The 19,985-nt window shown below is 50.2% G+C and carries 19 protein-coding genes; 2 read left to right on the forward strand and 17 right to left on the reverse strand.

All coding sequences use genetic code 11. From position 1 onward, the window contains the following. Positions 1–23: 23 nt before the first annotated feature. Together BFW38_RS09585 and soxR are read right to left on the reverse strand one after the other, a co-directional pair. Positions 24–1,178 (reverse strand): alpha-hydroxy acid oxidase, encoded by a 1,155-nt coding sequence (locus BFW38_RS09585; protein WP_068998241.1) that lies wholly within the window; start codon positions 1,176–1,178, stop codon positions 24–26. Positions 1,179–1,294: 116 nt separating this feature from the next. Beyond that, the gene (gene soxR / locus BFW38_RS09590) at positions 1,295–1,732 is read right to left on the reverse strand and encodes a redox-sensitive transcriptional activator SoxR (protein ID WP_218186401.1); all 438 of its coding nucleotides are present in this window, start codon (positions 1,730–1,732) and stop codon (positions 1,295–1,297) included. Positions 1,733–1,874: 142 nt separating this feature from the next. On the opposite strand from soxR, the gene BFW38_RS09595 reads away from it, so the two are divergent. Then, on the forward strand, positions 1,875–3,107 hold the full coding sequence (locus BFW38_RS09595; RefSeq protein WP_245686129.1) for an MFS transporter: 1,233 nt from the start codon (positions 1,875–1,877) through the stop codon (positions 3,105–3,107). A 98-nt stretch (positions 3,108–3,205) separates the two neighbouring features. On the opposite strand, the gene BFW38_RS09600 is transcribed toward BFW38_RS09595, so the two are convergent. The 5 genes from BFW38_RS09600 to BFW38_RS09620 all read right to left on the reverse strand — a co-directional run bounded on the left by BFW38_RS09600 (position 3,206) and on the right by BFW38_RS09620 (position 7,036). After that, positions 3,206–4,600, reverse strand: coding sequence for a 4Fe-4S binding protein (locus BFW38_RS09600; RefSeq protein ID WP_068998245.1), 1,395 nt, complete (start codon positions 4,598–4,600; stop codon positions 3,206–3,208). Further along, positions 4,597–5,454 (reverse strand): FTR1 family iron permease, encoded by an 858-nt coding sequence (locus BFW38_RS09605; RefSeq protein WP_139116588.1) that lies wholly within the window; start codon positions 5,452–5,454, stop codon positions 4,597–4,599. Before BFW38_RS09605 ends, BFW38_RS09600 begins: the two co-directional genes overlap by 4 nt. Before the next feature lie 42 nt (positions 5,455–5,496). Further along, positions 5,497–5,832: a cupredoxin domain-containing protein gene (locus BFW38_RS09610; RefSeq protein WP_068998247.1), complete on the reverse strand. Its 336-nt coding sequence runs from the start codon at positions 5,830–5,832 to the stop codon at positions 5,497–5,499. Positions 5,833–5,930: 98 nt separating this feature from the next. Next, complete coding sequence (locus BFW38_RS09615; protein WP_068998249.1) at positions 5,931–6,443, reverse strand: iron transporter; 513 nt, start codon at positions 6,441–6,443, stop codon at positions 5,931–5,933. Positions 6,444–6,553: 110 nt separating this feature from the next. Beyond that, the gene (locus BFW38_RS09620) at positions 6,554–7,036 is read right to left on the reverse strand and encodes a YajQ family cyclic di-GMP-binding protein (RefSeq protein ID WP_068998251.1); all 483 of its coding nucleotides are present in this window, start codon (positions 7,034–7,036) and stop codon (positions 6,554–6,556) included. 246 nt (positions 7,037–7,282) lie between these two features. Between BFW38_RS09620 and rfaH the strand changes: the two genes are divergently transcribed. Then, positions 7,283–7,768 (forward strand): transcription/translation regulatory transformer protein RfaH, encoded by a 486-nt coding sequence (gene rfaH, locus BFW38_RS09625; protein ID WP_245686130.1) that lies wholly within the window; start codon positions 7,283–7,285, stop codon positions 7,766–7,768. Between the two features lie 17 nt (positions 7,769–7,785). On the opposite strand, the gene BFW38_RS09630 is transcribed toward rfaH, so the two are convergent. The 10 genes from BFW38_RS09630 to BFW38_RS09675 all read right to left on the reverse strand — a co-directional run bounded on the left by BFW38_RS09630 (position 7,786) and on the right by BFW38_RS09675 (position 19,726). Continuing rightward, a complete protein-coding gene (locus BFW38_RS09630) occupies positions 7,786–8,739 on the reverse strand; it encodes a ketopantoate reductase family protein (protein ID WP_068998255.1) in 954 nt (317 codons plus the stop codon). 55 nt (positions 8,740–8,794) lie between these two features. After that, positions 8,795–10,708 (reverse strand): hypothetical protein, encoded by a 1,914-nt coding sequence (locus BFW38_RS09635; protein WP_068998257.1) that lies wholly within the window; start codon positions 10,706–10,708, stop codon positions 8,795–8,797. A gap of 131 nt (positions 10,709–10,839) precedes the next feature. Beyond that, the gene (locus tag BFW38_RS09640; RefSeq protein ID WP_068998259.1) at positions 10,840–12,132 is read right to left on the reverse strand and encodes an AmpG family muropeptide MFS transporter; all 1,293 of its coding nucleotides are present in this window, start codon (positions 12,130–12,132) and stop codon (positions 10,840–10,842) included. Positions 12,133–12,139: 7 nt separating this feature from the next. Continuing rightward, positions 12,140–12,895 (reverse strand): pyridoxine 5'-phosphate synthase, encoded by a 756-nt coding sequence (pdxJ, locus tag BFW38_RS09645; protein WP_068998261.1) that lies wholly within the window; start codon positions 12,893–12,895, stop codon positions 12,140–12,142. Beyond that, complete coding sequence (recO, locus tag BFW38_RS09650; RefSeq protein WP_068998263.1) at positions 12,888–13,643, reverse strand: DNA repair protein RecO; 756 nt, start codon at positions 13,641–13,643, stop codon at positions 12,888–12,890. The genes pdxJ and recO overlap by 8 nt, the downstream gene beginning before the upstream one ends. Positions 13,644–13,664: 21 nt before the next feature. Further along, on the reverse strand, positions 13,665–14,582 hold the full coding sequence (gene era / locus BFW38_RS09655; protein ID WP_069000363.1) for a GTPase Era: 918 nt from the start codon (positions 14,580–14,582) through the stop codon (positions 13,665–13,667). Positions 14,583–14,614: 32 nt separating this feature from the next. Continuing rightward, complete coding sequence (rnc, locus tag BFW38_RS09660; protein ID WP_139116589.1) at positions 14,615–15,292, reverse strand: ribonuclease III; 678 nt, start codon at positions 15,290–15,292, stop codon at positions 14,615–14,617. 86 nt (positions 15,293–15,378) lie between these two features. Continuing rightward, the gene (gene lepB, locus BFW38_RS09665; RefSeq protein WP_069000364.1) at positions 15,379–16,215 is read right to left on the reverse strand and encodes a signal peptidase I; all 837 of its coding nucleotides are present in this window, start codon (positions 16,213–16,215) and stop codon (positions 15,379–15,381) included. Positions 16,216–16,224: 9 nt separating this feature from the next. Continuing rightward, entirely contained in the window at positions 16,225–18,045 is a 1,821-nt protein-coding gene (lepA, locus tag BFW38_RS09670; RefSeq protein WP_068998267.1) for a translation elongation factor 4, read from the reverse strand. Between the two features lie 277 nt (positions 18,046–18,322). Then, positions 18,323–19,726, reverse strand: a complete 1,404-nt coding sequence (locus BFW38_RS09675) for a DegQ family serine endoprotease (RefSeq protein ID WP_068998269.1) — start codon at positions 19,724–19,726, stop codon at positions 18,323–18,325. Between the last annotated feature and the right edge of the window lie 259 nt (positions 19,727–19,985).

Consider the following 19,985-nt stretch of genomic DNA (forward strand, 5'->3'; position numbering starts at 1 on the left):
CGAAGGCATCAAGAAGTCGAAAATCAAGAAACCGTGGGGTAACTGCCAGGAACTAAAATATCACGGGTCACATCCTGAATATCACGCAAGCCACACAGCGCCAAAGAGGTATCCAGTTCTTTGCGAATAATCTCAAGGCACTCGGTAACACCAGCCTCGCCCTTGGCACCCAAACCGTACAAATAAGCACGCCCGATATAAACACCCTTAGCGCCAAGCGCCACCGCTTTTAATACATCTTGTCCTGAGCGAATGCCGCCATCCATGTGAACTTCAACTTGATCCCCCACTGCGGCGACAATCGCGGGTAACGCCTGAATAGATGACAAGGCACCATCGAGTTGTCGCCCTCCATGGTTGGAAACGATAATCGCATCAGCACCCGCATCAACCGCCGATTGAGCATCTTCCGGTTCCATAATGCCTTTGATAATCAGCTTGCCGCCCCAGCGCTCTTTAATCCATTTCACATCATCCCAGCTTAAAGACGTATCAAACTGAGAAGCGGTCCAAGCTGACAAGGAGTTCAAATTGGTGGCATCTTTCACATGCCCGGCAATATTACCGAACGTCCGACGCTTGGTCCGTAACATATCCAACCCCCAACGCCATTTAGTCGCCAGGTTGGCGACTGTCGCTAACGTCGGTTTAGGGGGGACAGACAATCCATTGATCACGTCTTTATGACGCTGACCCAGAATCTGCAGATCAGCTGTCAACACTAGTGCAGAACACCCCGCAGCTTTAGCCCGATCGATCAATCGCGCAATGTAATCTCGGTCCTTCATCACATAGAGCTGGAACCAGAAAGGCCGTGTCGTATGGGCGGCCACGTCTTCAATTGAGCAGATACTCATGGTCGATAGCGTATAGGGAATGCCAAACCGCTCTGCCGCGCGTGCCGCCAGAATTTCACCATCGGCATGTTGCATACCTGCAAGCCCGGTCGGCGCTATCGCCACAGGCATAGATAACGACTCCCCGAGTAAAGTCGTCGCAAGCTGCCGATCGGACATATCCACCATCACTTTCTGACGAAAACGAATGGCCGCCAGATCAGATTCATTGGCTCGATAAGTCGTTTCAGTCCAAGAGCCCGAATCCGCATAATCGTAAAACATTTTCGGCACACGTCGTCGGGCCAACCGCTGTAAATCAGCTACACATGTCACGGTCATATCTCACCAACTCCTTCTGTATAAAAAATAGAAGCTCACATATAAAAAATTGAAACTCAGGCCTAGCCTTAAGGATGACAACATAGTTCAAGACTCATCGCTTAAGCACGATAAACTCATATCTCGGCATCCGCCTGCCAATCATCAGCATTACGCAAAGGACACTGCTGTAATGACAAACAACCACAGCCGATGCAGTCATCCATCTGATCACGCAAAGCTTTCAGCGATGCGATGCGCTTATTTAACACCTCGCGCCAGTGTCGTGACAGGGATCGCCAATCCGCAGAAGTGAGTTTCTTCTCCACAGGGAAATGCGCTAAAGCCTGCTTAATCTCGTTAAGGGACAACCCTGTATTTTGTGCAATTCGAATCATCGCAATGCGCCGCAGTACATCACGTGAAAAACAGCGCTGATTGCCTGCATCACGCCAGCTTTTAATTAATCCTTTTTGCTCATAAAAGTGGACCGTAGCCACACTAATCGCACTTCGACGAGCCACATCGCCGACTTTAAGCACTTGTTTTTTCGGTGATAACTTTGAAAAAGCCACAATATCTTGACCTCAAGTTAACTTAAGGATTTATCGTGCTCCTGTTCAATACGGAACGCAAGATAACCGCTTCAAAATATTGTCCGCCATTATTGTTCGCGATCGCTCAAAACCATTGATGGCCCATCACGAGACTTGATCCATGCTCAAACGTAATATGCTATTAGCGATATTAGTTGGCCTTAACCTCAGACCTTCCATGGCCGTCATTGGCCCACTCGCGCACCGCATCCAGCAAGATATCAGCGCAAGCTTTAGCCAAATTGCACTATTGACCAGCTTACCGGTACTCGCAATGGGCCTAGGGTGTTTTATTACCCTCAGACTCACTCGATATTGGGACATGTCCAAAATGGTGGCGATGTCTCTATTACTGATCGCCCTGGCCGATGCTTTACGCCTACAGGTTTCAACAAACCACGGCTTATTACTGACCGCATTAACGGCAGGGGTGGGCATTGCCTGCATTCAAGTCTTACTCCCCATCCTGATCAAACAGCAACATCGCCATCAGGCCCCCTTAGTCATGGGATGGTATGTCGCCGCCATCATGGCTGGAGCAGCAGTATCGGCAGCAACAGCTTCATGGCTAACCACTCAATTGGGGCATTGGCAAGCCAGCCTTGCTTTTTGGGGATTGCTCGCCTTATTCGCATGGGGCGTATGGCAAAAGCGCTGGGCCGCTTTAAGCCAAACAGGTTGCACTCAATCGCACCCAACCGAAGATCAAAAAAGCATCGAGGATCACAACTCAAGAGCCATACCGAAACCGTCAAGACCCCTGACAAAACAGGCACGGCCCTGGCTATTAGCGCTATTTTTTGGCTTAGGCACTTCAGGCTATACTTGCGTGCTCGCTTGGCTGCCCCCTTACTTTGTTAGCCTAGGATTCAGTGAGGCACAGGCGGGATTCACATTAGGTTATTTAACAGCAGTCGAAGTGATTGCAGGGCTCGCTTTGCCCACCCTTGCCAGCTACCGCCTTGATCGACGACGCATCATGCTGCCAACATTGATTGCCGGAGCATTAGGTTTTGTTCTTTTGGCCTACACCCCACTGAGCTTCACCTGGATCAGCTTGACCCTCTTGGGTATTGGCATCGGTGGTATTTTTCCATTAAGTCTCATTGTCTGTATGGACCACCATGCCGACCCTAAAACAGCAGGCGCCATTACCGGATTGGCTCAGGGCATTGGCTATATGATGGCCGCCACCGCCCCCTGGCTTGCAGGCATCATTCGTGATCAACTCGATCAGTGGACTTATAGCTGGATCGCTTTGGCCATTCTTTATGGTGTCATGATGCTGATCGCTTTGCGCTTTAATCCGCAACATTATGCACGCCATATCACGCCACCACCTCAGGCAGCCTAACCGAGTACGATCTCATTGTGACCGAGCTCCATTGACTGATCTCATCGAGATGGGTCAATGGAGCTCGTTATCCACTGATTTTACCAACCCCAAAACATTCACCAACCCCAAAACATCAGCCACCACGCCCCATTAATCATCGCCATCGCCGCCAGGATAGCGGCTAAACTCAACAGCCGCCGCCCGCCCTGGCCATAATGTCCAAGGACTTTCCAGGCCAGCCGGATGCACCAGAGCGTAGCCAAAGTCAGCAATGCGACACGGACATCATTCGCCCAAAGCACTCTGAAGCCATCCCCCCGCAATAAAGTGACCGTGGTAGCGGACAGACCGAGAAAAACACCGACGCCGCCCAGAGGAATCAGCACATAAGATAAATGCCACAAGCGTGACCATGACCATTGACCTAATAGCCGGTTACTGAACGCCAGCATCAGTGCAACCCCAGACCCTAAGACAAGGCCTGTTCCGAGGATATAGGCCACCAGCATGGCGCCATCTAAGAGGTTAAAGACATCATTTTGATTAGGATAATTGGTCAAAATCCAAGCGGGTGCAGTGGTTGTCAACATCCAAAGCCCATCATGCTCTACCAGCCATGTAGCCACCATTTGCTTAGCCTGCACAAACCAAGGGCTAACAGTCCATTGGAAGGCACCAATGGCCACACCTAACAGCCCATAAACCAACACCAGGAATTCACTCAAGGTGGCTTCACGAGGGGGTGAGACCACTTCGCTGCCAGGCCGTCGAGGCGACAGCTGGATCGCCGACTTATAGCCATCACAACGAGCACACATATGGCACTCGCTCCCGCTATCTAATTGCTTTAAAGGGATCAAAGGCGCGCAGTCAGGCGCATGGGTACGCACAACTTCACCTCGTCGAGACGCTTCGTTAAAAGCCTCCCATGCTTGAGGATCCGCTTTGAAATGCACAGGGGCAAGCTTCGATAAAAGCCCGAAAACCCCACTGACAGGACATAAATGGCGACACCACACACGTTTGCCTTTACCGTAAATCAAGCCGATCACAATGGCCGCTGCAGTAGAGCCACCGAGTACCACTAGTGCGCCTAATGGATATTGGTAAACACTCGCCATCTGGCCATACACCGTTGTCCCTAGAAAAGCGACGAATGGCCAACCTTGCCAGCGCATCCAACCTGGGATCGGCAGCCCCAACCCCCGGCGACTAGCCGCTTCAGTTAAGGCCCCCTCGGGACAAAAAACACCACACCACACACGCCCCATCAACACCATGCTCACCAGCACAAAAGGCCACCAAATCCCCCAAAAGACAAACTCAGCAAAAACCGTCAAATGGGTCAGGATATGGTCCTGGTAACTCGGTAAAGGTAATAGGGCTGGCACAATCAGCAAAAAAGCATAAACGCCCACTACACTCCATTGCACAGCCTGAATCAGCCCACGGTGACGATGCATCCAATGCCCAAACTGCATCACCGAATCACGTAGGGCTAACGATTTCATGCAGACGCCTCCTCCGTTGAAGTGGTCTGCCGATGCGTCAAGCGTTGACGTTGCCAGCGCATCGTCGATAACACCAATATCCAATAAGCGACAAAAGCCACGACAACCGTCAAAGGCGGCCAAGCGCGATAACCGGCAAAAGTGGCTAATAAGCCACCAATACCATGACTGTCATCCAACCACATGCTGGTATCCCAAAGAGGGTCAGGCCCAGCAGGTAACCACTCCAACCCAATCATACGCTCCACACCACTGACGAGAAGAGACGCCGCCAGACACAGCAACATGATTTCAGACACTCGAAAAAACCAACGCCAGGACAAAAAACGAGAGCCAAGTTGCAGTAATCCGAAGGTCGCCAGAGCCAAGGCAAAACCAACCAAGGCCGCCAATACAAAGCCTCCGATAGCGCCACTTTGAAGCTGGGCCATTCCCATGCCATAAAGAAAGACGACCGTTTCAGAACCTTCACGAGCCACGGCAATCGCCACTAACACTGCGATCCCCCAGTAATTAGCGCTCTCGACCTGACTGGCCAATCCTTGCTCTAACTCCGACTTCAGTGAGCGCGCATGAATACGCATCCACATCACCATTTGCACAATCAGACCTGCAGCCACGAGCACCATGATGGTTTGAAAAATATCCTGTGCCGGGCCCTGTAGCCAGCTCCCCGCGGACATTAAAGCGGCCCCCATCAAACAGGCCACCAAAAGACCGGCTAAAACACCAAGCCCCAAATAGCGCATACCTTGACGAGCCTGGGATTGTTTAAGCCAAGCATAAGCAATCCCCACGACCAAAATCGCCTCGACACTTTCGCGCCAGACGATAAAAAGTACCTGTTCCAACATGACAAACCCCTGGTTGGCGATCAAAGATGATCCCACTCACTTTTATTCGGCGATCACCCACCCTTGTGCGTCGGGTAGATGGAATTCGTCAAAAAAATCATATTGACCAGGCCGTAAAGGATGAACAACCACAAAAGATCGAACCCCCGGCCCCATCACTTTTTCTTTACGCAAGGAACGACTTTCGAACTCAACAGGCGTATTACCAGAATTATAAAGATTGATCTTAAAGCGCTCACCAGCTTTCACTCGCAGCACTTTAGGATCAAGCTCTCCGTTATGTAATGTCAGGTCATAGCTAGGCAAGCCAGCAGCCTGTACCACCGATGCTCCCACTAAACACACCATGCCTAACATCAGCGTACGCCAGTATTTCATTCGTCACCTCTTGCTGTATTCGCTCAACAACAGAGCCCCTTGGCTTAAAGGGGCTCATCATAAAACGATCAAGATTACTGCAATCAGAATTGCTGGAATCAGTAACCGCCACGTTTACCAATACCGGCATACACAAAGTCATATTCCACTTCAAAGGGCTCAAACCATGCCCCTACACCCGTTTCTTTATCGACATGACGCGGCATATCAGGGTGCGACAACGTAAAGGTCAGATGATATTTGCCAGGTCCTTGTAGCTTCACATTTTCACCATAATGCGGACCATCATTGGCGACCATCGGCATCAAGTGCCCTTTGACAGTGTCACCCCCCTCTTTGGTCAAGGTGTAATCGACACCGAGGTAAGGCATCCAGGCACCAGGCGCAAATCCATTGGGGTTGTCTTCAAGCGCATGAATATCGGCTTCCAAATGCACATCGGCATCAGCCGCAGCCACCTGGCCAGCAGGTTCCATCACAACAGGCTGCAAATAGACCGCTGCGACTTCCATGCCGTGCTCTAGTTTGGGCTCTCCAATAGGATACTCAAGCGCTAGCGCTGAGTTAGCCAATAAAGCCAAGGGCAGTGCAACCATCAGCTGACGCTTCATAATAAACAGTCTCCAAATGAGAAGTTAATGATTAGACTTCTCATTTATAATCCTGCATTACCGATATTGCAATCACTGCCTTTGCACAATGGGCTTGGCCCTGATGTAAATCAGTCTCGGAAGTTATTGAACTGAAGGGGCAAGTCTAGATCAGACTGACGTAGAAGCGAGATGACTTGCTGCAAGTCATCTCGCTTCTTGCCCGTTACACGCACTTGTTCGCCTTGAATTTGCGTTTGAACCTTCAATTTTGCATCTTTCACGATGCGCACAATTTTCTTGGCTAGATCAGAATCAATGCCCTCTCGCAATGTCACTTTCATTCGTGCACTACGATTAGCCTCATCAATGTCGCCCTCTTCCAAACAACCGACGTCGATATCCTTGCGAGTCAGCTCGTTACGCAAAATATCGAGCATCTGCCGGACTTGGAACTCAGCTTCAGCTGTCAGCGTGACCACATGATCATTACGTTCATATTGGGCATCCACGCCTTTAAAATCGAAACGATTTCCAACAACACGATTGGCCTGATCAACGGCATTAGTGACTTGATGTTGGTCCAGCTCAGACACGATATCAAAAGAGGGCATTCGGTACTCCGAAGTCAAAATCATTGGGATGGTACAATCAATCCAATTAGATCAATCAAAATAGGATCAACCTAAATAGACCGACCTACACTGAGCCATCGCATTATACGTGATTGGCGCGATTGACCCGATAGACGATAGATTGGAGCATGCCGATCACGACACCAACAACACCAGCTTGATCCAACTTGCGTCTATTTAGGGGACACGCTATGGTGCGCGGCGTCAAAAATGAGGTCAAACGCAATGGCAGCACATTGGTACGCCGTCCAGTGCAAAGGAGGAGAGTCCTTTCGCGCTGAAGATCATCTCAAAGCACAAGGCTTCGAAGTCTTTCACCCGACATGGACCGTTGAAAAACGCTACCGCGGGCAATTGCGTGAGATCAAAGAACCCTTGTTTCCCTTTTATCTATTTATTCAACTCGATGAGCATAGAGACAATTGGGCGCCGATCAGATCAACGCGAGGTGTTCTTCAACTGGTTCGGTTTGGCACCTACCCTCTGAAGGTCGATGCCGACCTCATTGAAGCGTTGAAGCAACGCAGTGAAAAGGCACAACATCATAAGCTCAAAACCGGTGACAAGGTCTTAATCACTCGCGGGCCCTTCAAAGACTTAGAGGCCATCTTTCAAACCCGAAAAGGCGAGGACCGGGTCATTATCCTACTCAACTTATTACAACATCAGCAACGTTTATCCATATCCCGCAAAGACTTACAACGAAGCTGAGCGGGTCTTAAACTCATTCAAACTGGGGCTGCATAGGCCCGTTGAGAGGCCGCCGGACTGCTCAACTTTTTAGCCAGAGCACGATACACCTGCTCATGCTGGGGCAAGCGTACTTTCAAAGCCTTCGCTGCACGTAACAAGGCCCCTGTGATATAACGTAACTCTGTCGGGCGTCCCGCTTGAACGTCTTGCAACATCGACGACTGGTTACGAGCTGTGGCATAAATTACATTTTCGACCATCTCCTGAAGACCTCCAGCAGGTAGGGGAATCCCCAGTCGCTTGAATAATGCTGTGGTTTCGAGATTTAAAGCCTCCACTTTAGGCTTTAAGTCAACCGAAGCTAAGCCACCGTTATTGCATTCATACAGTGCCGTCAACGGGTTAATCGCTGCATTCACGGCCAGCTTATGCCACAGAATAGGACGAATCTCCGCCACATTGCTCACTTCCAGACCGGCCACCATCAACAAACTCTGCCACTGGGCGACAGCCCTGATATCGGGGCCACTCCAATGCCCCAATACGGTTTCACCGACTCCAGCATGAACCACATGTCCAGGCCCTTCCAAATAAGCCCCTTCAGTCACGCTCCCCGCCACCAACGTCTGCTGAGGACTCAAACATTCAGCCACTTCGGCCTGGCATCCCATGCCATTTTGCAACATCAATACGTTGGCCTGATCCGCTAACGCCGGCCGCCAAGCTTCAATCGCCGCAGCCGCATCCTGGGCTTTAGTGGCCAGAATCAGGTGATGAATCGAAGCCGGTGCAACCTGGTCAGCGATACTCATAAAAATGCGCTTAGCCGACGCTTGCTCCGCTTCCCGGTAATAAATACCTGCCGCAAGAGTCTCCAAACGATCAGGCCTCACCAACATGGTTAACGGACGACCGGTACGTGATAGCCGACAGGCATACAAGGTGCCCAGAGCTCCCGCCCCTAAAATATGAATACTACTATCCGACATGCTGACTCCGAAAAGACCCAATCGCGATGTATGTAAGATCAACCCGTATGTAAGATCAACCCAGCTGCTGGCGGGCACGCACCAAGGCACGGTACCACTCCTGCCTAGGCTTAGGTACCAAAGGTGGGCGTAAGCTAAGGAAACTGACGGCCCGGGCTTCACCCGGTGAGTAGTTACCAATCACTTCAAGCACTTTGCGCCGAGCACCATAAGTACTATGCAAAAATTCTTGAGCCCCTTCGCTCAGCGCCACTTGGTAATGGCGAACCAAGACAACGGCAAGGTGTTCGGCGGGCGGCCCCAAATCCTGCTCGACTTCTTTAGCCATGGACATGCCTAAAGCGACTTTTTCAGAGGCACTCATATCAGGCTCCAGCCCCCCTAGATAAGTCGCATTCGTTGATTCAAACCCCCGTTGAACCATCGGTCGACTCAGATGAATATAAGGCTCCATGACCACAGCGATTTCAATCGCCAGACGCTTAGCACTTTCAATCGTCAGTGCACGCACAGAACCATTACGCCGAGTAAACAAACGCCGACCTCGGCGTTCCACCTGTTCACCCCGCATGTAGTGAGCCAGCTGAGCACTGATTTCAAGTCGCTGCTCATTATCCAGGCGCGTCACCCGCTCAATAATTCTCAGCCCTCGTCGACCCGGCCCTAAATGCAATCTCGATGAATCAATCGCAAGATCCTGACTGAGTCGATTCCATTCCTCAGAAGCTTCAAGCAAAGCAGCATGGGCTTTACCTACTTGCTGGTAAGCCGTTCGGGCAGATTTATAAAGCTTCGCTGAGGCCCCCAGGATATCAGAAAGGCGTCTTAGCTCAGGCAGCTCCTGCAGCCAGCCTCGCCGTACCTGAGAAGCAAGATGATGCACCCGTGCAGCCAATTCAGTAAGCACTTCATCGAGTCGCTCACACAAAGTTTCGGCAGCCAGCCCAGAAGGCAACCTCTCGGTCGATGCAATATCCTGATCAACCAAATAAGATGCAAGGGCTCTAATACGGTTACTCCCACGCGCTTGTGCAATACGATAACGACTACGACGATCCTCCAAGGTATCTAACGCCTTAGCTAAACGCCAACGACCAGAGTAATGGAAAGTCAGCATCGGAATCTCACGCCCACACAACATTTCAAACGCCAGGATGAGCATTTCTTCAACATCCTGCAGCGTCATAATCAGATCGTTATCTTCTTCAATGGCAGCAAGCGTACGCTCAATAAAATGCTCATCACGAGGCACCCCGCGCTCAAGGTGAGGTGCCTTGCCTTGAAAACGTTCACGGAGTACCGATGCGGCTTCAGGTGATGACTCTTGAAGATACACCAGCGCCGTTTCAATCCGCTCACGATAACTGGTTTCCAGATCTTTGACTCGGCTATAGAGACCCGCTCGACGATAAGTATCAATCCGTGATAAAAGCCTGGCCAGCTCAGCATCACCGGTCAATTCTTGACAGGCAAATGCCACCCCCTCTGCCGAGAGGTTAACTTTACGCAACAACTGCAATGCGGCTTCACGTTGTCGAGCCTCGCCATCTTGAGAATCAACAATCAGATCACGAACGCCTAGAATCAAATCAGCCAGTTTATCGATGGTCTCCCGAAAGTTCTCTTCGGCATCCTCACGCTCTTGGCCACGGGTCATGTTATAAATCACTTTCGCCAGTAGACCGAGGACCCCCGAGAGCACAGTAAAACTGGTGAAATAAATTAAAGTCTGAGCTGGCGGCGCTTTGCCATAACCGACATAGTAGCCCCCATAGAGACCGATCACCGTGACCGGTCCAGCTGTCCAGATCAACTGAAGGAAATTAATGGACCAAGGTTCTTTCTCAACCGCCTCAGACAGCCGTTGAATCTGCTCATTACCTTCACGCGCGAGCGAAACACCAGGCGAGCCATCGCCTCCTTTCTGATCACGATGTTGAGGCTTGCGTCGAAAAATATTCCAGCGCATGGCTACTCCTGCTCCAGCAGCCCAGCGACTGGACTCGTGCGGTGAATACTGATTGTCATTAACTTCGCCATGGCACTCTCATTCAGGCCAAGTATTGAGCATGTTGATCGATACATCGATTGATACCCAAATTAATCTATATGATGCGCTGGCCTAGACCACAACCCTAAGGGTGCCAGACATGGTTTAAGTACAAACAACAACAACAACCCCGGCACCGCTAGCCCAGTACACGCCACGAAAAAGCCCCACCAGCCTAAATGTTCAACCATAGACCCGGTCATGGCCGAAAAAACAACACGGGGCAGGCTCATCAAACTCGACAAGAGTGCAAACTGCGTTGCCGTAAAGCGACGATCAGTCAATCTTGCCATAAAGGCTAAGTAAGCGGCAGTCCCCATACCCGACGCTAAGTTCTCAAAGGCAATGACGACTGCTAATGCCCACAACTGATCCCCCATCACCGACAACCAAGCAAAGCCAAGGGTTGACAGCATTTGTAATAGACCAAAGTAAAAAAGCGCGGTCCACAGGGATAGCCGCAGCATGATGACGCCACCCAACAGCGCACCAGCGAGAAGGGCACCCAAACCAAAAAGCTTGACCGTGCTACCAATTTCAACATCGGTGAATCCTTGATCCACATAAAATGCATTGGTCATATTGGCAGCCATGGCATCGCCAATTTTATACATGAGGATAAACAACAAGACCCAGACGGCAGCCCATCCCATCCGATTAAAAAACTCACGTAAAGGGTCAACAAAAATGGCAGCGACCCCATGCCGACGGGCCACATACATCACTTCTGGCTCGGGGGATAACCAAGTGGCAATCATCCCCACAACCATGCAAAGCGCCATTAATTGATAGGCCACCGCATAGGAATACTCGCCTGCCACAATTAAGCCACCGCCAGAGGCCACAAGCATCCCGAGTCGATAACCATTAACATTCATGGCAGCGCCCAAGCCTTGCTCCTCCTCAAGCAAAATCTCACGGCGCCAAGCATCAATCAGAATATCTTGGGTTGCACTAAAAAAAGTCACCACAATCGCCAGCAAAAACATCTGCTCGACATGAGCGGCAGGATTCCCTTGTCCCAGGAACCCAATAGCCCCCATCAACGCCAACTGGAACAGCAATAGCCAACCTCTTCGTCGCCCCCAAAAAGGTGGACGAACCGAATCTAATAATGGTGCCCAGAGAAACTTAAAGGAATAAGGCAAACCCACCAGTGCCACCAGACCAATACTGGTGAGATCGACGCCCTCTCGACGCATCCAGGTCTGTAACACACTACCGGTTAATAACAGGGGGAGACCCGAGCTGAATCCCAGGGCAAACACTAAGAGTTGTCGACGCCCAAGACCAATCAGTCTATGCCGCTGCAACCAACGTTTCACCGTCATTAAAAACGCCATCAACAACTCAAGGCGCCATCATGAGGGCATGTAAACGCGCTTCTCGCATCACACGCTTCATTTCACTTACCGCTTCAGATAGGCCCGTCATGGCCGCCCGAGCAATCAAAGCATGTCCAATATTCAATTCATGCAGCCCCAAGATTCGAGCAATAGGCTCGACATTGTGATAATTAAGCCCATGCCCTGCGTTGACCACCAAACCAGCACCAGTCCCCAGCGCAACGCCCTCAATCACTCGGGTCAATTCCGCAGCTTGCTCTTTTGAATCAGCAGCATCGGCATACCGTCCAGTATGCAGCTCAATAGTGGGAGCACCGACTTCAGCGGCTGCTTGGATCTGGCGAGGGTCGGGGTCAATAAACAATGAGACATCGATACCAGCCTTGGCCAAGCGTTCGCACGCCTCTTTCATTCGAGGCATCTGTCCCGCAACATCCAAGCCGCCTTCCGTCGTTAACTCCTCACGACGCTCAGGTACCAGACAGCAATGAGCAGGTCGGACCTGTTCAGCAATGGTCAGCATTTCATCAGTCACTGCCATTTCCAGGTTCATACGTGTCTGTAATACCTGAGCCAACAGCTCAACATCACGATCTTGAATATGCCGACGATCTTCTCTCAAGTGCAGCGTAATCCCATCAGCCCCCGCTTCTTCTGCCACTAAAGCCGCCTGAACGGGATCAGGATAACGCGTGCCCCGAGCCTGTCGCAGGGTCGCGATATGGTCAATATTAACGCCTAAAAGCAAGGACTCACTCACTTGATATCTCCTCATTCATTGGATGACGACCTGTACGCTTAAACAAACCCTGCAACAGCTGGCGACTCTGCAAAGGCTTATTGCCCAGTAACGGGGTCAGCAACTGTCGTGTCAACTGTTTCGCTTCACGCCTTATCTGCGGATCCCGCCAGTCATCCCGCCCAATATGATACAGAAGACGTCCATTCACATGGGGCCATACAAGCTCCTGGGAGAAAGCGGTGTGCGGCATCATTGGCGTAAAACCCAGCCCCTCCTGCCACAGATAATCGGATTCAGGATCATATTGAACAAAGTCATCAGGCATCGGCACGACACCCAAGGTGGCCAATAAAGTTAATTCAAATCGACGTAAGGCAGGCTCCCGCTGCTCAACATCCATTAACAAAGGCAGCAGGAGGGCATATTCACGAAACAGGAGGGCTTCTGACAAGAAAGGTTTTAACAATCGAACCAACAATTCATTGGCATACCAACCACAGGCCAAGGCCTCTCCGGATAGCCAAACGGGCGTACCGGCGTGCTCAAAACGCTGTGCTGTTTTGAGTTCACCCCGACCACGCCAACCCAACAGCAAAGGCGTAAATGGCTGTAAAAAAGCACGATGACGACTTCTTCGGCCACGCACTCCTCGCACGAGCGCATCAACCCTTCCATCGGAAAGTGTTAAAAAATGGCCTATGGCACTGGTGTCCCGATAGGGCCTGGCATGCAGCAAAAAAGCAGGCTGCAGTGGCTCATCAACCATCACAGTGCCTCAACAGGGTGATTACCCCAAGTCGTCAAACCCCAGGCTTTTTAACGCTCGGTCATCATCAGACCAACCACGTTTAACTTTTACCCAGAGATTCAGCATCACTTTGCTCTCAAAGGCGTCTTGCATATCCACACGCGCATCACGGCCGATTTGGCGTATCCGTTCGCCTTTTTCGCCAATGATGATTTTCTTTTGACCTTCCCGCTCGACCAAAATCAGGGCATGAATATGGAGCGTCTTTCCTTGATATTTAAACTGCTCAATCTCAACGGTTGTTTGATATGGCAGCTCATTGCCAAGCGAACGCATAATCTTTTCCCGCACCAACTCTGCGGCAAGAAAACGTTGGGAACGGTCAGTCACTTGATCGTCAGGAAAGTAATGGATACTCTCAGGCAAACGTTGGGCGACCGCCTGCTCCAGAACGGAGACCTGATCCCCTTGAATGGCTGAAATCGGAATCACTTCAGCAAAATCTCGGCGTGCGGCCAACTTCTGAATAAAAGGTAAAAGCTCAGCCTTATCGTCCAGCCAGTCCACTTTATTCAGCGCAAGAATCACCGGTACTTTCAGATGCTCGATTCGCTGAAAAACCAGCTCATCTTCTTCTGTCCACTTGGTTCGATCCACAATAAAAACCACCAGATCCACATCCCGCAGTGCACTGGTGGCCGCATCATTCATGTAGCGGTTAATCGCCTTATTGCGATCCCCTTGCGCCAAGTGAATACCCGGAGTATCCACATAAATCGCTTGGGTCGCGCCTTCGGTATGAATACCCAAAACCTGGTGACGGGTCGTTTGTGGCTTTTTGGACGTAATACTGATTTTTTGCCCTAAAATACGATTCAAGAGCGTCGATTTGCCCACATTAGGCCGCCCAACAATGGCCACATATCCGCAACGGCTGACCTGATCATTCCCGTTCATCACATCATGTCCACTCATAACGCCATGCTCGCTCATGTTTGCTCCAGGGCATGGAGTGCTTTTTCAGCGGATTGTTGCTCAGCCAAACGACGGCTTGAACCCACCCCAAGGGGTCGAAAATCTAGCATATCGACCACACACTCCACAGTAAACGTTTGAGCATGGGCCTCACCTTCAACCGAAATCACATCATAACGCGGTAAGGGTTGATGGCGAGATTGCAAAAATTCTTGTAACCGGGTTTTAGGGTCTTTTTGGGTATCGCTCAATGAGAGTTGATTCAAGCGAGCTTCAAACCAAGACAAAATACGGGCACGTACGTGATCCATTGAGCTATCAAGATACATGGCGCCAATAATCGCCTCCATCGCATCGGCTAAAATGGACTCTCGACGGAAGCCACCACTTTTCAGTTCACCACTGCCTAGACGCAAATACTGACCCACTTCAAACTCACGGGCCAACTCCGCTAAGGTGACGCCTTTCACCATACGCGCACGCAATCGAGAAAGCTGTCCTTCGCGCGCTTGAGGAAAGCGTTTAAAAAGATCCTCAGCGATCACAAAGTTCACAATTGAATCACCCAAAAACTCGAGGCGCTCATTATTCCGATTGCCATAACTGCGGTGAGTCAATGCTAACTGCAGCAGCTCGGGATCATTAAAGGTATAACCTAACTGACGTATTAATTCGTTATATCGTGTTTTCACGGTCAAAACTTATTGGTCAACAACGCTTATCAAAAGCGCCGGACAAGTGAGTAAAGCCTTACCCTGGAGGGGGTAATGGCCATTAATTAATGAATCAAGCGAACATCACTAAAGCTGGGCAAACTAGTCAATTTTGGCCAGTGCATCCAAACAGCGACAGCCTGCCCCACAATGTTCTGCTCGGGTACAAACCCAATGACCAGAGGAACGCCATTAGCAAAGAAACGTCCTTCAACGGGAATACATCCAATCTCCGGCATAGGCTGGTGCCGACACCAGAATCGACTATCGTTACTGTGATCACGATTGTCGCCCATGACCATATAATAGCCATCAGGTACTGTAATTTCTTTAAGATTCAAGGTTGGACCTGACGTGTTGTACACTTGGTGAACAGCTTTTGGCAGCGTCTCTTGATACAACGTTTCCCCAGGTGCTTCGGTCGGCGAGCGCATCAGCAGTTGTTTATCGACAGGCTGGCCGTTGACCACCAACTGTTTTCCCATATAGCTAATTTGATCCCCAGGAACACCAATCACGCGCTTAATATAATTGATACTCGGGTTCAGCGGGAAACGAAACACCATGACATCGCCGCGCTCAGGCTCACCTAAGTCGATAATTTTCTGATTACCCACCGGTAAACGCAAACCGTAGGTAAACTTATTCACTAAAATAAAGTCGCCAATTTTTAGTGTCGGTAACATGGAGCCCGAAGGAATCTGGAAAGGCTCAAACACAAATGAGCGCAAGACCAATACAAATAACAAAACGGGGAAAAAAGAGTTGCCATATTCAACAATAGCCCCAGGTGCGGGGCTAGGAACACGTTGCTGACGGCGCTTTCTCAGCCAAAACTTATCCAGAGCCCAGACGACACCAGTCACCCCGGTGGCAATCACCAGTAACAGGGAAAAATCCAGATCCATGCTTTAGTTGTCCACTTTCAGAACAGCCAGGAAAGCATCCTGAGGCACTTCAACTTTACCCAGCTGTTTCATTCGTTTTTTGCCCGCTTTTTGCTTCTCGAGCAGTTTCTTTTTACGTGACGCATCACCGCCATAACACTTGGCAGTTACATTCTTACGCAGGGCTTTCACCGTTGAGCGTGCAATGATCTGGCCACCCAATGCGGCCTGAATGGCCACATCAAACATCTGTCGTGGGATCAATTCACGCATTTTCTCAACTAAAGCACGACCCCGGAAAGGCGCAGTATCTCGGTGCACAATCAACGCTAGCGCATCCACTTTATCGCCATTAATCAGAATATCCAGGCGTGCCAGATTGGCAGGTTCAAAACGATCAAAGCTATATTCTAAAGATGCAAAACCACGTGAGACGGATTTCAAACGGTCAAACAAGTCCAGCACCACTTCGGCCATCGGCATATCATAAATGATCTGTACCTGCTGGCCGAGATACTGCATATCTCGCTGAATCCCTCGCTTATCAACGCATAAGCTGATCACAGGCCCCACCATGTCTTGGGGGACAAGAATCGTACAACGCGCGATAGGCTCACGCATCTCATCAATACCACCAGGATCAGGCAAGCTCGTCGGATTATCGACATACAAGGTTTCCCCATTACGCATGAGGACCTCATAAACAACGGTCGGCGCAGTGGTGATCAAATCCAGATCATACTCACGCTCAAGCCGCTCTTGGATAATCTCCATATGGAGCATCCCCAAGAAACCACAACGGAAGCCAAACCCAAGCGCTTCGGAGCTTTCAGGCTCAAAAAACAATGAGGAATCATTCAATGAGAGCTTATCCAAGGCCTCACGAAAATCTTCAAAATCATCCGAGCTGACTGGGAACAAGCCCGCATAAACCTGAGGCTTGACCTTCTGAAAGCCTGGCAACTGGGGCACGGCTTCGGCACCTTTGGCATGTACGATGGTATCGCCAACAGGCGCACCATGAATATCCTTGATGCCCGCAATCACATAACCCACTTCACCAGCCCGCAACATCCCCGTCGCATGCTGCTTGGGGTTAAAAATACCAATTTCAGTAAGTTCCCAGGTTTTTCCGGTGGACTTCATGACCACCTTATCACCCTTTTTCAGCACACCATTACGAATGCGGACGAGTGACACCACCCCTTGGTAGTTATCAAACCAGGAATCCACAATCAGTGCTTGCAAAGGATCATCACGCCGACCTTCAGGCGAAGGAATTTTATTGACTAGCTCCTCAAGCAGGGCATCAATACCCAAGCCACTCTTCGCGGAAACCTTGACGGCATCTTGAGCTTCAATCCCAATAATCTCTTCAATCTGCTGGATAACCGTTTCAGGATCGGCTTGAGGCAAGTCCATTTTATTCAGAACGGGTACCACCTCTAGCCCTTGTTCAATCGCGGTATAGCAGTTAGCGACTGACTGAGCCTCAACACCTTGCCCTGCATCAACAACGAGCAGAGCGCCCTCACAAGCCGCTAAGGAGCGAGAAACTTCATAAGAGAAATCAACGTGTCCAGGCGTATCAATAAAGTTCAGCTGATAAGTCTCACCATCGGCCGCGGTATAGTTGAGGGTGACACTTTGCGCCTTGATGGTAATACCGCGCTCACGCTCGAGATCCATAGAGTCGAGCACTTGCTCTTTCATTTCACGATCAGTCAACCCCCCACAAACCTGAATCAACCGGTCTGACAGAGTCGATTTGCCATGATCAATATGTGCGATGATGGAGAAGTTTCGAATCTTGCTTAATTCTGAGGACGTTACGCTAGAACTCATTCAGTCAAAGCTCGCTGTCAGGTAAGCGCTCGAAGCTGACATTCAGTCTCTCGAGCCAGAAAAAACAGTTGAATGCACGCATTGTACAGGGTGCCACCTCTAGGTGATAGCCCGTAAATGATTGCTCGCCCTCTTAATGGTCATTACGCTTAAGCTAAATCTCTCAAACCACCATTTAAACCTCCCCATTTGACAACAACCCCGCGTCAAAGCGGGGTTGTTGTCAATCACATCAGCGTCACACCACCTTCAATCGAGATACGGTGATTCCGCTGCTCTAAAAGTGCACGGCGACAAACAAAGGGTTTCCCTTACGAATGATACGCATCGGCTGAGACTCGTCATGAGGCAAGTGATCAACGATATTGGTTAAGTCATCAACACTGCTCACTTCTTTTCCAGCCAACATCACAATCACATCACCTCGACGCAGACCCGCCTTGGCCGCAGCGCCGTCTGGGCTAACCCCCGCAATTAACACACCACCATCAAGCTCCCAACGCGCACGCATTTCAGCAGGCAACGCTGCCACTTGAATGCCTAACCGTCCGGCCTTGCCATGATGCTGAGGGTTCGCACTGGCCAAATCTCGTTGAGAAGGACGCTGCCCAATTTCTACCGTGACCGTTTTCTCCTCACGGTTACGCATCAATGTAATTTCAGCATCATCACCCGGCGCTAAACGTCCAATCGTAGGCGGCAAATCAGAGGCTTGATTAATCTCATGACCATTAACGGATAAAACAACATCACCGGATTTAATACCCGCGTCACCTGCAGGGCCATCAGGATCCACATTCGCAATCAATGCACCGCGAGGGCGATCCAACCCAAATGAATCGGCTAGATCTCGATCAACCTGCTGAATCACAACCCCCAACCAACCGCGGGTGACACTGCCGCTATCTTTAATTTGATCAGCAACACGCATAGCTACATTGATGGGGATGGCAAATGACAGCCCCATAAAGCCACCGGAACGCGTATAAATCTGAGAGTTAATCCCGACAACTTTTCCATCGAGATTAAACAAAGGACCGCCCGAGTTACCCGGATTAATAGCAACATCCGTCTGGATAAAAGGCACATAAGTTTCATTGGGTAAAGCGCGACCAATGGCACTCACAATCCCGGCGGTCACACTATGATCAAAACCAAAGGGAGAACCAATGGCCAGGACCCATTCACCGACTTGCATGTCATCAGAGTCACCCAATTCAACGACGGGAAGGTCATCTTCATCAATCTTCAAAAGCGCCACATCTGTCAGCGGATCACTACCCACCAGTTTGGCCTCGACTTCACGTCGATCATTCAGCCGAACCACAATCTCATCAGCGCCATCCACGACATGATTATTCGTCAAAATGTAGCCATCATGACTGATAATAAAACCAGAACCGAGCGACTTACGCTCAGCCGTCCCGCCTCCACGCTGACCTGGAACATCGCCAAAAAAGTGCCTAAAAATATCGGGGACTTCGCCATTTGGCCCTGCAAAAGGGGTCATTTGGCGGCCACGTTCAACGGTTTTCGTGGTACTGATATTGACGACGGCTGGCGAAGCTTCTTTCACCAAGCCAGTGAAGTCAGGCAGTTCACGAGCCTGAGCCGTCAGTGCGCTAAAGCACAGTGCAATAGCCGCTAACCATAAAGACCAGCGTTGCTTTTTAATCAACATGAAGGACTCCTACTCATGTTCGAATATGTCATTTCTGCAGCCGAGAAGGCTAAAGTTTAGGCTCACGTTCTGTCACGGATTCACATACATTTTTGAAACCGGCTTTTTATAAAACCGACTTCAAAACCGACGCAAGTCACAGACAGGATATTCGAGCATAAAAAAACAAGTTGGTTCAGTCTCACAGTTGATTTCAATCGCAATAGCGATTGAGGGCGTCACGAATACTTTTAATCGCCATACAAGAGACAAACGTGCA

The organism is Terasakiispira papahanaumokuakeensis, from assembly GCF_001709345.1.
Classification (GTDB): Bacteria; Pseudomonadota; Gammaproteobacteria; order Pseudomonadales; family Halomonadaceae; genus Terasakiispira; species Terasakiispira papahanaumokuakeensis.